We start from the raw sequence: 15,860 nt of genomic DNA on the forward strand, positions 1-15,860 counted from the left end.
TTCTTCCCTAATTATTAACTTTACTAAAATTAAAAGGTAACAAGATCACTCTATTTAAATCTCCTCACGCTGATAGACAAACCCTTCTTCCTCATAAATCTGATAAGTCACTTCTAGCAAAGTTTTTAGCAAATCCGACTTATCAAAATGACGAACGTTCATGATCACAGGTGAGGTCAACAAGCCATCTTCAAACGGAAGGTAGCCAATCTCCGTACCTCGTAGATTCTTGAGCGCTCTTGGCACAATAGTTACGCCCTCTCCAGCGGCCACTAACCCTAAGGCCACCTGTAACTCACTAACTTCTGAAAAAGAGCTTGGCTCAATATTGTGCTCCTCAAATAAACCCAGAACATAATCAATAAAACTAGGCCGCGGTGCCTTTGGATATAATAATAAATTCTCATCACTTAAGTCAGCGATCGTTATACTGCTACGTTTTTGTTGCATAATAGGATGATCGATAGGAGCGGCAACCATCAAACTCTCCTCTCTGAGTAAAATACGTCTGACCGAAGCGTCCTCAAAGAACAGCCTCCCAAACCCCACATCTATCTTGCCGTTGGTGAGCGCCTGCGTCTGTTGCCAAGAGTTTAATTCATGCAATTTGATTTCAATATTGGGATGAACTTTACGAAAGCGTGAGATTACTTTTGGCAAGGTACCATATAATATTGAGGCGACAAAACCTATCGATAAAGAGCCATCAAAGACCCCTTTACGCATGGTCATCGCTCGCAGATTATCAGATTTTTTGAGAATCTGAGTGGCATGCTCATAAAAAAACACCCCAGCTTCGGTCAACTTAAGTGGGCGCTGATCTCTATCTATTAATACCACTCCCATCTCTTCTTCTAACTGCTTTATCTGCCGACTCAGCGGCGGCTGTGAGATAAAGAGACGCTCAGCCGCTTTATTAAAGCTTTTCTCTTCGGCGACTGCCACAAAGTAACGTAAATGTCTAAGTTCCATATCCTACCCTTTTTACTGATATCTTAGCAAAACGACTAAACCCTCATAATGACCGTGTAAATGTACGTTATAAGATTATATTTTTGCGTGATTATATGAAGCTAAAAACTAGATGACTCCTCATATTATACCTAAAAGGTATTAAACATCGTTAAATAAGGTCTTAGACAAGCCCATGAATAAAACCTATAGTAAATAGCAAGCCTAAGGAACTAATAACCAACGGGTAAGGATAAATATGATTCGTTCAATAACCACATTGCTGGTGCCAATACCGACTATTCGAGAGCATAAGTTGGCCTGTACGGTAATGAGAGAGCAGACTCTGGTGTTAGTTCATATTCAAACAGCAGATGGTTTTGAGGGCTGGGGTGAAGCGACGACTATTGGCGGGCTCAATTATGCTGAAGAGAGTCCACATAGTATCAAGACTAATATCGACACTTACTTTACCCCGTTGCTCCTAAAAGAAGCCCCTACCTCTACTGCTAAAGCTATGCAGCTATTGAACCAGCATATCAGCGGTAACCGCTTTGCAAAATGTGCTATTGAGACCGCATTACTCGATATCGAAGGCAAACGTCTTGGCATACCGATCAGCGAATTATTAGGCGGCCGGGTTCGTGATGAGCTTGAAGTAGCGTGGACCCTTGCTAGCGGTGATACTGCCAAGGATATCAGTGAAGCTAAGCAGATGATTGCTCAAAAAAAGCATCGAATATTCAAGCTAAAAATCGGTAGTAACCCTATTGATGAAGACATTGCTCACGTATTAGCTATTAAACAAGCCATACCAGAGTACCGTGTCACAGTCGATGTCAATCAAGCATGGACAGAGCTTGAGGCGATGAGCGCTATCAAACGTCTGCAAGATGGCGGGATAGATTTGATAGAACAGCCGATCTCAATGCGCAATCAGGCAGGGCTTAAACGTCTAAAAGAATATTTTGAAGTGGCTATTATGGCCGATGAGATCGTTCAAGACCCACAAAATGCTTTTCGGTTAGCGGCCGATCATTGCGCTGATGTTTTTGCGGTCAAAATCAATCAGGCGGGCGGACTAAAAGCGGCTTGTCTTATCGGACAAATGGCAAAGCTTGCAGGAATAGAGTTATACGGCGGCACCATGTTAGAGGGTCCTATTGGTACTGCTGCATCGGCTCATGTGTTCTCTACTTATTCTAGTTTGAATTTTGATACTGAGCTTTTTGGACCTTTATTGCTGACTGACGATATTTTGACTCGTCCGCTTGAGTACCATAATTACGGACTTACGGTGCCGACAGCTCCTGGACTAGGGATAGAAGTAGATAAAGACAAAATTTATCACTATGCAGAGCGCAGTCTACTCTCAGCAGCAGCTGCAAGCCGGCAACAATATTTTGCTACCGAAAAAACTTAATAGCAAATAATAATCATCTAAAACCAATAAGGAAATAACGATGCTATATCACGTACGAATGGATGTGTTAATACCTAATGATATGGATGCCGATAAAGTAGCTGAGCTCAAAGCGACTGAAAAAGCGCTATCGCAAAAACTGCAAGAACAAGGTAAATGGCGTCATATTTGGCGCTTGGCTGGCGAATATTCTAACTTTAGTATCTTTGATGTTGAGAGTAATGAAGAGCTGCACGATATCATGATGTCGCTACCTCTTTATCCTTATATGAAAGTTCAGGTTACACCATTATTGCGTCATCCTTCCTCCATACGTAGTGATGATAGTTAGATTAACCTTTAAATAACCCAAAATATTGAGCAAGGTCGCTTAATATCATCTTTATTAACCAGATAGTCCTCAACAAGGAGAGAGACATGGAACACAAGCAAATAGAAGCATTGGCTGAAAAATTTGTCAAAGGCAAAATCGATTTTCCTGAAAAAGTCAATCCACGCGTACAAGAGATTACTCTGCGCATCGTGACCGATTTGATGAAAACCATTAACGACTTGCATATCACAGCTGACGAGTATTGGAGCGGTGTATCATACATCGGTGACTTGGGTAAAGAAGCAGGTCTGTTATCACCCGGCTTAGGTTTTGATCACTTTATGGATCTGATGATTGAAGAGGATATGAAAGCGGCAGGTCTTGAAGGCGGTACTGTACGTACTATTGAAGGGCCCCTATATGTCGCAGGCGCACCAGAAGAACACGGCTTTGCAAGGCTTGATGATGGTACTGAAGATAAAGAAGGCACTGTGCTATTTATGCAAGGGTATGTCTACGACGAAGACGGCAACGCTCTTCCTAATGCTAAAGTTGAAGTTTGGCATGCCAATACTTTAGGTAACTACTCCTTCTTTGATGAGTCGCAGTCTGACTTTAATCTACGCCGGACTATCATTACTGATGAGAATGGTAAATATGCCTTCCGTAGTATTGTGCCTCTAGGCTATTCAGTACCACCAGGCGGTATGACTGATAAAGTGTTGAGCGCGCTAGGACGTCATGGTAATCGCCCTGCTCATATCCATTTCTTTGCTAGCGCCGATGGTATGCGTAAACTGACTACGCAGATCAATATCGATGGCGACGAGTATCTATGGGACGACTTTGCTTTTGCCAGTCGTGAAGGCTTAGTACCCGAAGTCACTATGGTTGATGACGCTGATAAGCTCAAAGAAAAAGGCCTTGATAAGCCTTATGCATCCATCGACTTTGACTTTCATTTATTAAAAAACACTAAGTCTGATGTGCAAGGGGCAGAAGTCGAACGTCGCCGCGCTCAAGCTTAGACATTCGTAGGTCTGATCCCAATCTATTATCAAACTTTACTTTTTAAAACTTTATAAAGCGGCTTGATATTACACCAGTTGTAGTATCAAGCTTAATTTATGAAATAAAATACGAACAAGGATGTTCTATGAAAATCACTGTGCATAAAACTATCTTACTAACGATCGCCACGAGCTTATCATTGACTGTTTATGCTTCTGACTCGCACTATGTGCCGGGTATTGAAGGGATCAAAGCAAGCGTAGTACCGCCTTCTGGGGTTTATTACAAAGGCTATATCGTCAATTACAACGCTGATGAAAACGAAGCCTTGCCAGCTGATAGCGAAGTTAGCGTTACCGCTCTAGCTAGCCGCGCCATATGGGTAACGCCGCAAAAGATACTAGGCGGCGACTTGGCATTGGAAGCTATTGTACCGCTAATAAAAACAGATCTAAAAGTCGGCGGTCAAGATATTGATGAGCGCACAGGTTTAGGCGATCTGTATGTGGGCGGCGTATTAGGCTGGCACGGCGATAGATGGGATGCGGTCACTGGTGTTGGTTACTGGGCGGAAACTGGCGACTATGATAGTAATCGATTTGCAAGCCCGGGCAAAGGTTATGATTCGGTCATGCTCACCCTTGGCGGCAACCTCAAACTCAATCAACAAGGTGATATTAACCTCAGCGCCTTGAGTCGTTATGAGATGCCAAACGGTGATAATCTTGAAGATGAGCTTATTATTGAATGGGGTTTGAGCAAAAGCTACGGCTTGCTAGATGTTGGTTTGGTCGGTTATAACACTTTTGAGACTGGTGATGGCAACGAGGAAAGAAACGCTTTAGGCTTATCGATGGGCTATTTTTCACCGCCCAATCTACTAGGCGGTGATATAGCGTTATATAAAGAGTACTCAAATAAAGATACTTTTGAGGGAAAAGTCATAAGAGCTTCGTTAACTAAAGTATTCTAAAGGTTTTATATAATCGATACTAAATAAAACGGATACATTATATTATGCCGCGAAACTGGTATAAATTTTTCTAGCGTGCTGTGTCTGCGCTGACAGAGGCTGCGAAAAATTAATCCCAGTCCCGCTGTATTCTTTTTATATTGGACAAACTATAGGGTCTAACTATGATAAATAAAGCCGAAAAAAGTATGACTGAGGTTCTAAGTCAAATAAAAGACGGCGCGACGATTATGATTGGCGGCTTTGGTACTGCAGGTCAGCCCGCTGAGCTTATTGACGGACTTATAGATTTGGGCGTAAAAGATTTAGTCATTATTAATAATAATGCCGGTAATGGCGATCATGGACTGGCCAAATTACTTAAGACTGGCGCGGTACGTAAGATTATTTGCTCCTTTCCGCGTCAGGCTGATTCTTGGGTATTTGATGAGCTCTATCATGCTGGCAAGATAGAGCTTGAGCTAGTACCGCAGGGCAATTTGGCCTGCCGTATTCAAGCAGCTGGCATGGGGCTTGGTGCGGTCTATACCCCAACTGGCTTTGGGACTTTACTGGCTGAAGGTAAAGAGACTCGTCACATCGATGGCAAAGACTATGTTCTTGAATACCCCATCAAAGCGGATTTTGCCTTAATTAAAGCCTTCAAAGGCGATCGTTGGGGAAACCTAGTCTATCGCAAATCTGCCCGTAACTTTGGTCCTATCATGGCGATGGCCGCTGACGTTACTATTGCTCAAGTCTCTGAGATCGTTGAACTAGGCGAGCTTGATCCTGAGCATATCGTTACCCCTAGCATCTTTGTGCAGCACGTAGTAAAAACGGTCAGCACCGATGCTAATCGTGCAAAGATTACAGCCGCTACCCTATAAAATAAATACAGTCCTACTATCTAAACACTGCTATTTAAATTCTGCTATCCATAAAGGAGCGTGATAATGAAATATACGCCACTAACACGCGACCAAATCGCTCAGCGTGCCGCGCAAGATATTCCAGATGGGGCTTATGTCAATCTAGGCATCGGTCAGCCTACTAAAATCGCTAAATACCTACCTAATGATAAAGAGGTGTTCCTGCATTCTGAAAATGGTTTATTGGCTTTTGGCCCGCCGCCTGCTAAAGGTGAAGAGGATCCTGAGCTGATTAATGCGGGTAAGGAATATGTCACGATGCTTGAGGGCGGTAGCTTTTTTCATCATGGCGACTCTTTTGCCATGATGCGCGGCGGTCATATCGACATCTGTGTACTAGGCGCTTTTCAAGTAGCTGCCAATGGCGATCTTGCTAATTGGAGCACGGGCGCTGAAGATGCGATACCAGCGGTTGGTGGTGCTATGGATCTAGCAGTGGGTGCCAAAAAAGTCTTTGTGATGACCAATCATACGACCAAAGAAGGCGAGCCAAAGATTGTCAGCAAGCTTAGCTACCCTGTCACTGGTAAAAACTGCGTTGACCGTATTTATACTGATCTGTGTGTGATCGACGTTACCAATAAAGGTTTAGAAGTCACTGAAATGGTGGATAATTTAAGCTTTACTGACTTGCAAGCGTTCACTGGCGCGCAATTAATAGATGCTACTAAAACACAATAATAATTATGATGAAGGGATAGTTACGATGAGTGAATCTAGTGAAGACTTAAACCCTACTTTAAACAATGCCTATATTATTGATGCTATTCGCACCCCTTTTGGCCGTTATGGCGGTAGCCTAGCAGCAGTACGAGCTGATGATCTAGGCGCTATTCCTATCAAAGCGCTGATGCAGCGCAATAGTGATATTGACTGGCAAAAAGTCGATGACGTTATCTACGGCTGTGCCAATCAAAGCGGCGAAGATAATCGCAATGTTGGCCGTATGTCCTCACTACTAGCCGGTATGCCTTATCAAGTACCGGCAACCACTATAAACCGGTTATGCGGCTCTTCCATGGATGCGGTCGCCATAGCAGCGCGAGCCATTAAAGCAGGTGAAGCTCATTTGATCGTCGCAGGCGGGGTTGAGAGCATGAGCCGCGCGCCCTTTGTTATGGGTAAATCAAATAGTGCCTTTGACCGTAATCAAAAGCTCGAAGATACCACCATGGGCTGGCGTTTCGTTAATCCAAAGCTTGACGAACTATATGGCACTGAGTCTATGCCACAAACGGCTGAAAATGTTGCTCAGCAGTTCAATATTAATCGTGCCGATCAAGATGCTTTTGCGCTACGTAGCCAACAGCGCACCGCAGCAGCGCAAAAGGTAGGTTTCTTTAAAGATGAGATCGTTCCTGTCACTATCTCGCAGCGTAAAGGCGAGCCTATTATTGTCGATACTGATGAGCATCCGCGCCCCAATACTACTGTTGAAAAATTAGCTAAACTGCGCCCTATCGTCAGCGCTGATGGTACAGTGACCGCTGGTAATGCTTCTGGAATTAACGATGGTGCTGCTGCCTTTTTAATCGCCTCAGAGCAAGCCATTAAAGAATACAACTTAAAGCCTCGCGCCCGCATCATAGCCTCTACCACAGTAGGCGTAGAACCACGTATTATGGGCTTTGCGCCAGCACCTGCTATGAAGAAACTGCTTGCGCATACTGGTCTAACACTTGATGAGATGGATGTGATCGAATTGAACGAGGCCTTTGCCGCACAAGCACTAGCTTGTACTCGTGATTTAGAGTTAGCTGACGACAGCGAACGGGTTAATCCGAATGGTGGCGCTATTGCGCTTGGGCACCCTCTTGGCGCATCGGGAGGTCGAATAATCCTAACCGCCCTCAATCAACTTGAGCATACTGGCAAGCGCTACGCCATTTGCTCGATGTGTATTGGTGTTGGTCAGGGTATTGCGATGATTATTGAGCGTGTTGATGATGAAGATCGCAAAGTTGCATAAATTAAAATAAAGGACAGCGATTATGCCTGTATTTAACAATAAAGATATCACTCTACACTACGCTACTTTTGGTGATAAGGACAAACCGGCTTTACTTTTTTCTAACTCTCTAGGTACCAGCTATCAGATGTGGCAGCCGCAGATTGATGTGTTGCAAAATGCCTACTTTATTATCTGTTACGATACTCGTGGGCATGGGCAATCCTCTGCGCCAAAAGGCCCTTATAGCATAGAACAACTTGGACAGGATGTCATTGATTTACTCGAGCATTTAGATATCAACAAAGCCTTTTTTTGTGGCATATCGATGGGCGGTATGACGGGTCAATGGCTAGCTATTAACCACCCTGAGCGCTTTCACCACTTGATGCTGTGTAATACTGCTGCCAAGATTGGTAATGAAGCTGCTTGGCTTGAGCGCGCCCAATTAGTACGTGCGCAAGGACTAAAGCCTATCGCTGATACCGCAGCGTCACGTTGGTTTACTCCAAGCTTTATCGAAAATAATCCGGCTGTTATCAAGCAGCTATCTGATACGCTAGCCGCTGGTAGTCCTGAAGGTTACGCCAGTTGCTGTGAAGCTTTAGCAAAGGCTGATACTCGTGAGCAGCTCAAAAATATTGAAGTAGCAATCACTGTACTGGCAGGTGAGCAAGACCCGATTACTACCGTTAGCGATGGTCAATATATGGTCGATCGTATCGCTAATGCTAGGCTTGCTACTATTGACGCCTCACATATCTCAAATATTGAGCAGACACAAGTGTTTAATCAGCTTATTCAGCAGTACTTAGTTTAGAACCTTCTTTATATAAATAATGAATAAAGCCCCAGTTCAATTTTGAACTGGGGCTTTGTGTTATTTTAAATCCGTTTTAATATTGAAAGTTATATGCGTTTAAATAAAGCGGAACGACTTGATTCACCTGTGCCATCAGCAGCAGTTAAGAAACGCTCCATGTGAATATCGCGCTCAAACAGACGCGCTTGCATCAAAGTGGTGATAGTAGCGTCAATCATTGGCGGCGGCCCACACATATAGGCTTTATGGCCTGAACACTTGCCATCGAAATGATATTTAACTGCATCATTCACATAACCTTTAAAACCTGACCATTCCCCTAAGGTGTCTTCATCACTTAACGCCGGAATGTAATGAAAGTTGTCATGCTCTGTGGCTAGCTGCTCAAACTTCTCTCTATGATACAGCTCGGGGACATTTCTAGCCCCTTGAAACAGATAAATCTGCCGGGTCTCCCCTTGCTCTAGTAAGTCCATAATCATCGACTCAGGACTTGATAGACCAGAGCCGCCTGCGATAAAGATCATATCTTGGCTATCACTACTACGCACAAAGAACTGGCCGTAAGGGCCTGATAGCTCAATACTATCGCCAACCGTAAGCTCATTATGTAGCCAAGTAGTCCCTCTGCCTTCATTAACCAAGCGCACATGCAGCTCAACGATATCAGACTGTGATGGCGGATTGGCAATAGAAAAAGCCCTAGTACCTACATCAGGAATATTTAGGTTAATATACTGACCCGCTTGAAACTGCATATCACGATCCAACTGCAAGCGAATACCTAAAATAGTAGGTGACAAAGGCGTCACTGACTCAACCGTTGCCACATAATCCTCTACCGGATAACCCAAAAAGTCAGGATCGACATCAATATCAGCTTCTATCACTAAGTCAGACTCAGGATAACAGCAGCAAGCCAGCACTTTGCCTTCATCGCGCTCAACTTCCATCAGTGCAAAGGTAGAAGCCTCTCCAAGATCAGCAAAGCCCTCTAAAACCTGAACCTTACAAGTCCCACAAGTGCCATGACCACAAGCAAAAGGCAACCATACCCCTTGCCTCAAAGCCGCTTGTAATACCGTTTGACCGTCTTCTACTTCGATGACATCGCCGGTCGGCTCAATAGTGACTTCATATGACATATCGCTCTCCATTGCAATATTTATTAAAACTAGTCGTTTAAATTATTGATAGATTGAACTGAGGTTTACACCCCAGTTGCTTTTTATACTCCAGCTGCCTTTTATACCCCAGTACCCTTCCAACCATTAAGGCCTGGCGTCTTGAAACGCAATAAGGATTTGTGATCAAACCCTAGCTCTTCTAGCGTTTGCTCATCCGTTGGGGTAATCATCTCACCATTAAGGTTCCACTCAACTTCATCCCATTTGATATTTTCAAAATCAGGATGCTGATTAAAACCCTCTGGTAATACGCCAGCTTTAAAATCTGCAAAAGTCATTGTCGGTGGTAATGGAAAGGCTTTTGCCGAGCAAAACAATAAATGCTCATCCCAACCAATAAACACCAAAATGTTATCGCCATAGTTGGCTTGTTTATCCATAACTTCGCCTGTATAACCCGGGCGGATTGCTGTAACTGCCATAATAATTTCCTTATTACTATTTATTTAAGAGAGCAAGGCTGACTACTAATGCTTATTACTAGCCAGCTTTGCTAAACTTTAAAAACGACTTCTGTATTAATCATTGGTTGCTAAGTTAAGCAACGCCTTTCCATTTTTTCCAGTTCTTCTCATCAAGAGAACCTTTGAAATCCATGTTATCGGCACCCACATTGAAGCGGTAATACTCGCTAAGGATCTTTTCAAGCTCAGGACCGCCGCAATTGCCTTGTAGTATTTGCTGTACCGGTAACCAAGCCTGCACATACTTTTCAGGCTCATCAACGAAGATATCGTGGCAGCCATCTGAACACATGTGATAGCGCTCGTCGTTATAAACGGTAGTACGATAACTGAACATACCGGGGTCACTGTCCATTTCGGTAAAGGTCATCGGCACTTGGCAGATCTGACATAGCATGGGCAGGCCTGAGCTATAAAAACGCTTACCTTCAGCTTCCATTTTCTTCGCCAATTCCCAACGCGGACGATAGTACTTATCGAAAGTGTCAGGATATTTCTCGCTTAACCAATCAAGCTCTTCATCGGAAGGGATAAAGGTATGGAAACCAGCCGCATGACCAAAGTTATAGAAGATCCACCACGCTTGATGCGAGATATGCTCTTTTTCCTTTTCGATCACTTCGCTATATTTTGGCTTTTCAATACCGTAGCGCGCTAAATCAGCAAACAACGCTCCGCCGGCATCTTCAAAGTACACTTCCCACGCCTCTTTCCAAGACATCACTTTATTTGGCAACATATAGTCCATCATCATCGCCACAATAGAGAGCAAACGCGTACCGCGCCAGAACCACTTATCGATCCATTTTTGTACGATAGGTAGGTTATCTTCATGCTGCTCAAGCAAGAACTTGATAATCTCAAGACCCAAAGTCATGTGACGAGCTTCATCAGACTGAGCGCTAAAGCCGAAGGTTACCGTTGCCATATCACCATTGTGTGCTGCACCTGACATGAACGGCACGAATAACAAGTTGGTTAATACGTACTCAAAAGAGAATGAGATCGCCAGTAAGAACTCAAACGGTCCTGCTGAGCGCGCATCTTCAAAGAACGACTTAGGAACCGATAAGTACCAAACGCGGTCATGCATATGGCTCCAATCTTGAAAACCATTAAAGTACTTATTGAAATGACTCATCGCATGAACTTGGGTTTGCACATGACGCAGCTCATCAATGGACTGCATCTGACAAGCGATGCGCGCGCCAATACCGCCAAACTGACGACCCACATTGGCATAGCGTTGATAAGCTTGATATTCAAGCGGTGTAACACCCGTCAAGAAGATTTTGATGGCATTCAGATAACGCGGGTCTGAAACGTTCATCTGACCGTTGTTTTGCGAGAATGCATCAAAGATAGCATAGAGCTTCTTCTCTTTTTCCGCCTGATACTTCCAGTAAGTATCCATAGTCAGACGGAAAGGATCTTCCCATTTTGACCAATCTGTAATCTTGATACCTTCCTTTAGGACACACCGCCGCCCAACGACTCAACGAACAACTGCGGCCATATTTAGTGATAGCAGTGGATACCGCGCTGACACTAAGTGATGAGGAGCTTGGGCCGATATTACCAGGATTGGCGCTAGGTAGCGCCCATCACGAAACCCAATATTCAAGATTATTTAGAAGCTAAAAGTTATCCTTTTTATGCTTTGCACTTATAACGATTTTAATTAGCAGCGCTTTTGACATTATATAAGGAGATATTATGAAACACTGTTTACGAGTAGGCGTCGGTGGTCCTGTAGGTTCGGGTAAGACGGCGTTGCTACGCCAGTTATGTAGCGCCCTAAAAGATTATTATGATATTGCCGTTGTTACCAACGATATCTATACTCGTGAAGATGCCGATTTTTTACTCAAGCATGACGCTCTGCCTGCCGATCGTATTCTTGGGGTGGAGACTGGCGGCTGTCCGCATACCGCTATTCGTGAAGACGCTTCTATGAACTTGGCGGCGATTGATGATTTGCAAAGCCGCCATCCTAATCTAGAGCTGGTATTGGTCGAGTCAGGTGGCGACAATCTAGCTGCTACTTTTAGTCCAGAGCTCTCTGATCTGACCCTTTATGTCATTGATGTCGCTGCTGGTGACAAAATCCCGCGTAAAGGCGGCCCTGGCATCACTAAATCGGATCTACTTATTATTAACAAAATCGATATCGCTGAATACGTCCATGCTTCGCTCGATATTATGGAGCGCGACTCCAAAAAAATGCGCGGCGAGCGGCCTTTTATCTTTACCAACCTGTATGACGGTGTGGGCGTGGATGAGATTATCAGCTTTATTCTAAAACAAGGCATGTTACCTGAGCGTCGTCCCGGCAAAGTAGCTGACAAAGCTTAATTATCAAGACGACTATCTACAAAGTCGATCGCAATCAAAAAAATGGGAGAGGATAATGAATAAAATGACTACTTTGCCAACGAGCAAAATGACCCGTAAGCTACTGATGACTTTTGCTCTGATGCTTACGACAACTTTAGCCTTTGCCCACCCGGGGCATAGCGAGCCGGTGAGTAATGGCTTTTTGAGCGGTTTATTGCATCCGCTGATGGGGCTTGATCACCTATTAGCGATGGGAGCTATCGGCTTTTGGAGTATTCGCCAAAATACTACTATGAAGCGCGGTACACCTTTATTCGTCATAGGCGGCATGATAGCAGGTGCAGGTATTGCTTGGATGGGTGTCAGCTTGGCAGGTATCGAGACGGGCATTGCTATGTCAGTGCTGTTAGTTGGGGTGCTGATTGCCACACTTGCAAAGCTACCGACCGCTGTTGGTGGCACTTTGGTGGCGCTATTTATGGTCGCTCATGGCTACGCGCACGGTACTGAGATGGCTCAAGGCTCTAGCATGCTACTTTATATGTCAGGCTTTGTGATAGCCACTTTAGCCATTACTTTTGTTGGTCGCGGATTAGGCGCATTAATGCTCAAAGCGGATAATCGTATGACTCGTGCTTTAGGCGGTGTGGTTGCGGTCATTGGTGGGGTGTTAGCGGCTGGCTAATGGCTGCTGATAGCATCACTGATACACACCAATCATCACTACCCTTCCAAAAAGCTGCACGGGATTCCTGCAGCTTTTTGGCTTTAAAGGTTTTTATATAAGGATATATTAAGATGAATGACACTATTATCAAAGTATCAAGAAACACGGATCGCTCGCCAACCGATGCCGCTTCCACTCAGACAGTAGCTTTCTCCCACTACAACTACCTCTCAGCCCAGCTGCCGATTAATACCACCACCAAGGACTTAGTCGCCAATGATATAAGGGTACAGGCTACGCAGTGCTTAAGAAATATCAAATCTATCGTTGAGAGTATCGATCATAATATGAATGATGTGATCAAAATTAACATCTATTTAAAAGATCTAAAGGATGCAGATAAGGATATCGAACAAGATATCAAAGCCATAGACACTATTTACGCCGCGTTTTTTCAAGGTTATCTACCTACCAGAACCATCATTGCCGTAGCCAACTTGCCTAATGATGCTTTGGTACAGATGGACGCGGTTATCTCAAACGGTAGAGGCACGCATCCACAAGTGCCTAGTGAGCTGATAAAAGTGGCTAGAAACACCGAAGAGGTACCAAGGGATTCAGCCTCCCCTCATACCATTGCCTTTTCTCATTATAATAATATCTCAGCCCAGCTGCCGATAGACTGCGCCACCGGCGAGCTGATTGCTGGTGGCATAAAAGAGCAAACTGAGCAGTGCTTGCATAATGTCAAAGCGATCTTGGCCAGTATTGAGGTACCTTTGCAGGACATCGTCAAGGTCAATATCTTTTTAACCCGTTTAGCAGACATAAAGGCGGTAGATGAGGTTTACGCGATGTTTTTTTCGGACTCCATCATTACCAATGAGCAAAGCTATATACCAGCGCGGACTATTACCGCGGTGTCAGCGCTGCCGATGGATGCTTTAGTGCAGATCGATGTCATCGTCTCGCATGGGGATGGCACGCCGCCGCAAGCGGTTGAAGATAAACACGGCATCGTCATTGAGGCAAACAACACCGATAAAGCACCAATGGATCCTCTATCCACCCAGACGGTGGCTTTTTCTCACTATAATCACCTCTCAGGACAGCTGCCTATCGATCCTGATACTGGCAAGATAATTGACGGTGATATAGCCGCGCAAACCAAGCAATGTTTAGAGAATATAAAAGCTATTGTAGAGAGCGTCGATCACGTGATGGATGATGTAGTAAAAATAAACATTCAGCTCAAAAACATCGAGGATATCGATAAGGTAAATGCAGTTTATACGCCTTTTTTTAATGCTGACTTGCCTGCTAGAACTGTCGTTGGGGTATCTGATATCGCTATGGACGCGGTCATTCAAATCGAGGCTATTGTCTCTAATGCGGAGGGAACAGTGCCTACTTAATAAAAGCTAGCAGCGTAATAATAGCTATACTCACGGTAATGTTGAGCAAAATCTATTGACGCTTCACTAGGGCGTGTTAAACCTTTACAAATAAGCACTGCTAATAAAAGACACCCAGCCGTCAAGCTGAGTGTCTTAGCTTATCAAAGCGCTGCTACTCAAGCTTTTATTAGCTTAGCTTCTGAACTACGCACAACGCAATAACTTACTAACGCAAATCATCAACCACCGCTAACATCGCCACTAAGGAGGCCTCCCCTAATTTGCTACAGCGCTCTGGCGACCAGCCGGTCTCGGCGTTAGGCATATTATCATTGTCTTTGAACGGCATCTCCAAAGTATTGGCCAAGCAATCAAAATGCTCAGCGACCCAGTGGGTGGCAAGCGTCATATTGGCTGTGCCTGGTGCATCAATCTCATAGCCCTCTTGGGTCTGAAAATCAGCACTGGCAAGCTGTAATACTTCGGCAAATCTATCACGTAGACGCGCCAAACGGTCGTTATAACTTGGCGTGCCTTGAGAGCCGGCTAAAAAAACAAAAGGTATCGCTTCATCACCGTGCACATCATAAAACAGATCTACCCCAGTCTCTTGCATTTTATTAATGACATAAAAGACCTCGGGGCTCTTATCTAAGCTTGGGTTGGCCCATTCGCGATTTAGATTAGTGCCAGCGGCATTGGTACGCAGATGGCCGCGCACGCTACCATCGGGGTTCATATTGGGTACGATATAAAAATTAGCTTTATTTAATAACGCTTTGGCGGTGGCATTATCTTCATCGAGTAAACTATGCAGCAGACCCTCGATCAACCATTCAGCCATAGTTTCGCCCGGGTGCTGGCGCGCGGTAATCCAGATAGTACGTTTTTTAGTAGCTTTATTGTCGTTAACATCGTCGTTAATATCGCCATCATTATTACCATCGTCATTAACATAGCCATCATTATTAGCCACTTTGACTAGGGTTAAGTCGCGCTTATCCAAAGTCTGGCCTAAGTGCTCTAAAGTGACCAAAGGATGCGTCTGTACCGCTGCCAATAGATCTTGATGACGCTCATAGCTGTAAGGGGCAAAATAAGCGATCTGAATGGTTTGGCACTGTAGTTCTACCTTTATGGTCAATTTGCCGTCTTGATAACTAGTGGGGAGACGAAACCAATAGTCGCGATCATAAGAGGCCACCGCTTGATAATTGTCCCAGCCTGCAACGTAGGAGGCCTCACCAGCATTAATAATATTAAGAGTATAGTGCTCGCCAATCTCACCAGTTAGGCGAAAATTAAACCACTGAAAAAACTCGCCACCCACGTCTGGGCGAATGGCTAACTGAATATCTTGTTTATTTTCTAGGTTAATAACCTCGATATTACCAGCGTCAAAATGAGCTGAGATATGCATAATATTTCCTTTATCATTTTTGGTTTTGTGAGTGA

The 15,860-nt window shown here is 44.3% G+C and carries 15 protein-coding genes and 1 pseudogene; 11 read left to right on the forward strand and 5 right to left on the reverse strand.

Annotation, left to right across the window (positions count from 1 at the left end; translation table 11 throughout):
* Positions 1–54: 54 nt before the first annotated feature.
* A complete protein-coding gene (locus M0N77_RS05400; RefSeq protein ID WP_353104208.1) occupies positions 55–972 on the reverse strand; it encodes a LysR family transcriptional regulator in 918 nt (305 codons plus the stop codon).
* A 238-nt stretch (positions 973–1,210) separates the two neighbouring features.
* Between M0N77_RS05400 and M0N77_RS05405 the strand changes: the two genes are divergently transcribed.
* From M0N77_RS05405 to pcaD, 8 genes are all read left to right on the forward strand, one after another.
* On the forward strand, positions 1,211–2,374 hold the full coding sequence (locus M0N77_RS05405; protein WP_353104210.1) for a muconate/chloromuconate family cycloisomerase: 1,164 nt from the start codon (positions 1,211–1,213) through the stop codon (positions 2,372–2,374).
* 40 nt (positions 2,375–2,414) lie between these two features.
* Positions 2,415–2,705 carry a muconolactone Delta-isomerase gene (gene catC / locus M0N77_RS05410; protein ID WP_353104212.1) on the forward strand — a complete coding sequence of 97 codons (291 nt, stop codon included), beginning with the start codon at positions 2,415–2,417 and terminating at the stop codon, positions 2,703–2,705.
* An 86-nt stretch (positions 2,706–2,791) separates the two neighbouring features.
* Positions 2,792–3,715, forward strand: coding sequence for a catechol 1,2-dioxygenase (gene catA / locus M0N77_RS05415; protein ID WP_353104213.1), 924 nt, complete (start codon positions 2,792–2,794; stop codon positions 3,713–3,715).
* A gap of 128 nt (positions 3,716–3,843) precedes the next feature.
* Positions 3,844–4,671 (forward strand): transporter, encoded by an 828-nt coding sequence (locus M0N77_RS05420; protein ID WP_353104215.1) that lies wholly within the window; start codon positions 3,844–3,846, stop codon positions 4,669–4,671.
* A 164-nt stretch (positions 4,672–4,835) separates the two neighbouring features.
* A complete protein-coding gene (locus M0N77_RS05425) occupies positions 4,836–5,540 on the forward strand; it encodes a 3-oxoacid CoA-transferase subunit A (protein WP_353104217.1) in 705 nt (234 codons plus the stop codon).
* Positions 5,541–5,606: 66 nt separating this feature from the next.
* Complete coding sequence (locus M0N77_RS05430) at positions 5,607–6,263, forward strand: 3-oxoacid CoA-transferase subunit B (RefSeq protein ID WP_353104219.1); 657 nt, start codon at positions 5,607–5,609, stop codon at positions 6,261–6,263.
* Between the two features lie 25 nt (positions 6,264–6,288).
* Positions 6,289–7,551, forward strand: coding sequence for a 3-oxoadipyl-CoA thiolase (pcaF, locus tag M0N77_RS05435; RefSeq protein WP_353104221.1), 1,263 nt, complete (start codon positions 6,289–6,291; stop codon positions 7,549–7,551).
* Between the two features lie 22 nt (positions 7,552–7,573).
* A complete protein-coding gene (gene pcaD, locus M0N77_RS05440; protein ID WP_353104223.1) occupies positions 7,574–8,350 on the forward strand; it encodes a 3-oxoadipate enol-lactonase in 777 nt (258 codons plus the stop codon).
* Positions 8,351–8,439: 89 nt separating this feature from the next.
* On the opposite strand, the gene M0N77_RS05445 is transcribed toward pcaD, so the two are convergent.
* The 3 genes and pseudogenes from M0N77_RS05445 to M0N77_RS05455 all read right to left on the reverse strand — a co-directional run.
* Positions 8,440–9,498, reverse strand: a complete 1,059-nt coding sequence (locus M0N77_RS05445) for a 2Fe-2S iron-sulfur cluster binding domain-containing protein (protein ID WP_353104225.1) — start codon at positions 9,496–9,498, stop codon at positions 8,440–8,442.
* Between the two features lie 101 nt (positions 9,499–9,599).
* Complete coding sequence (locus M0N77_RS05450; protein ID WP_353104227.1) at positions 9,600–9,962, reverse strand: phenol hydroxylase subunit P4; 363 nt, start codon at positions 9,960–9,962, stop codon at positions 9,600–9,602.
* Positions 9,963–10,077: 115 nt separating this feature from the next.
* Positions 10,078–11,472, reverse strand: a pseudogene (locus tag M0N77_RS05455) (aromatic/alkene/methane monooxygenase hydroxylase/oxygenase subunit alpha); the annotation flags it as partial.
* A gap of 248 nt (positions 11,473–11,720) precedes the next feature.
* Here M0N77_RS05455 and ureG point away from each other — a divergent pair.
* The 3 genes from ureG to M0N77_RS05475 all read left to right on the forward strand — a co-directional run bounded on the left by ureG (position 11,721) and on the right by M0N77_RS05475 (position 14,423).
* Positions 11,721–12,359 (forward strand): urease accessory protein UreG, encoded by a 639-nt coding sequence (gene ureG, locus M0N77_RS05465; protein ID WP_353104229.1) that lies wholly within the window; start codon positions 11,721–11,723, stop codon positions 12,357–12,359.
* A gap of 55 nt (positions 12,360–12,414) precedes the next feature.
* Positions 12,415–13,026 (forward strand): HupE/UreJ family protein, encoded by a 612-nt coding sequence (locus tag M0N77_RS05470; RefSeq protein ID WP_353104231.1) that lies wholly within the window; start codon positions 12,415–12,417, stop codon positions 13,024–13,026.
* Positions 13,027–13,139: 113 nt separating this feature from the next.
* A complete protein-coding gene (locus tag M0N77_RS05475) occupies positions 13,140–14,423 on the forward strand; it encodes a RidA family protein (RefSeq protein WP_353104233.1) in 1,284 nt (427 codons plus the stop codon).
* Positions 14,424–14,631: 208 nt separating this feature from the next.
* Here the strand turns inward: M0N77_RS05475 and M0N77_RS05480 are convergent, their stop codons facing one another.
* The gene (locus M0N77_RS05480; RefSeq protein WP_353104235.1) at positions 14,632–15,825 is read right to left on the reverse strand and encodes a M14-type cytosolic carboxypeptidase; all 1,194 of its coding nucleotides are present in this window, start codon (positions 15,823–15,825) and stop codon (positions 14,632–14,634) included.
* Positions 15,826–15,860: the final 35 nt, after the last annotated feature.

The organism is Psychrobacter sp. AH5, assembly GCF_040371085.1.
GTDB lineage: Bacteria > Pseudomonadota > Gammaproteobacteria > Pseudomonadales > Moraxellaceae > Psychrobacter.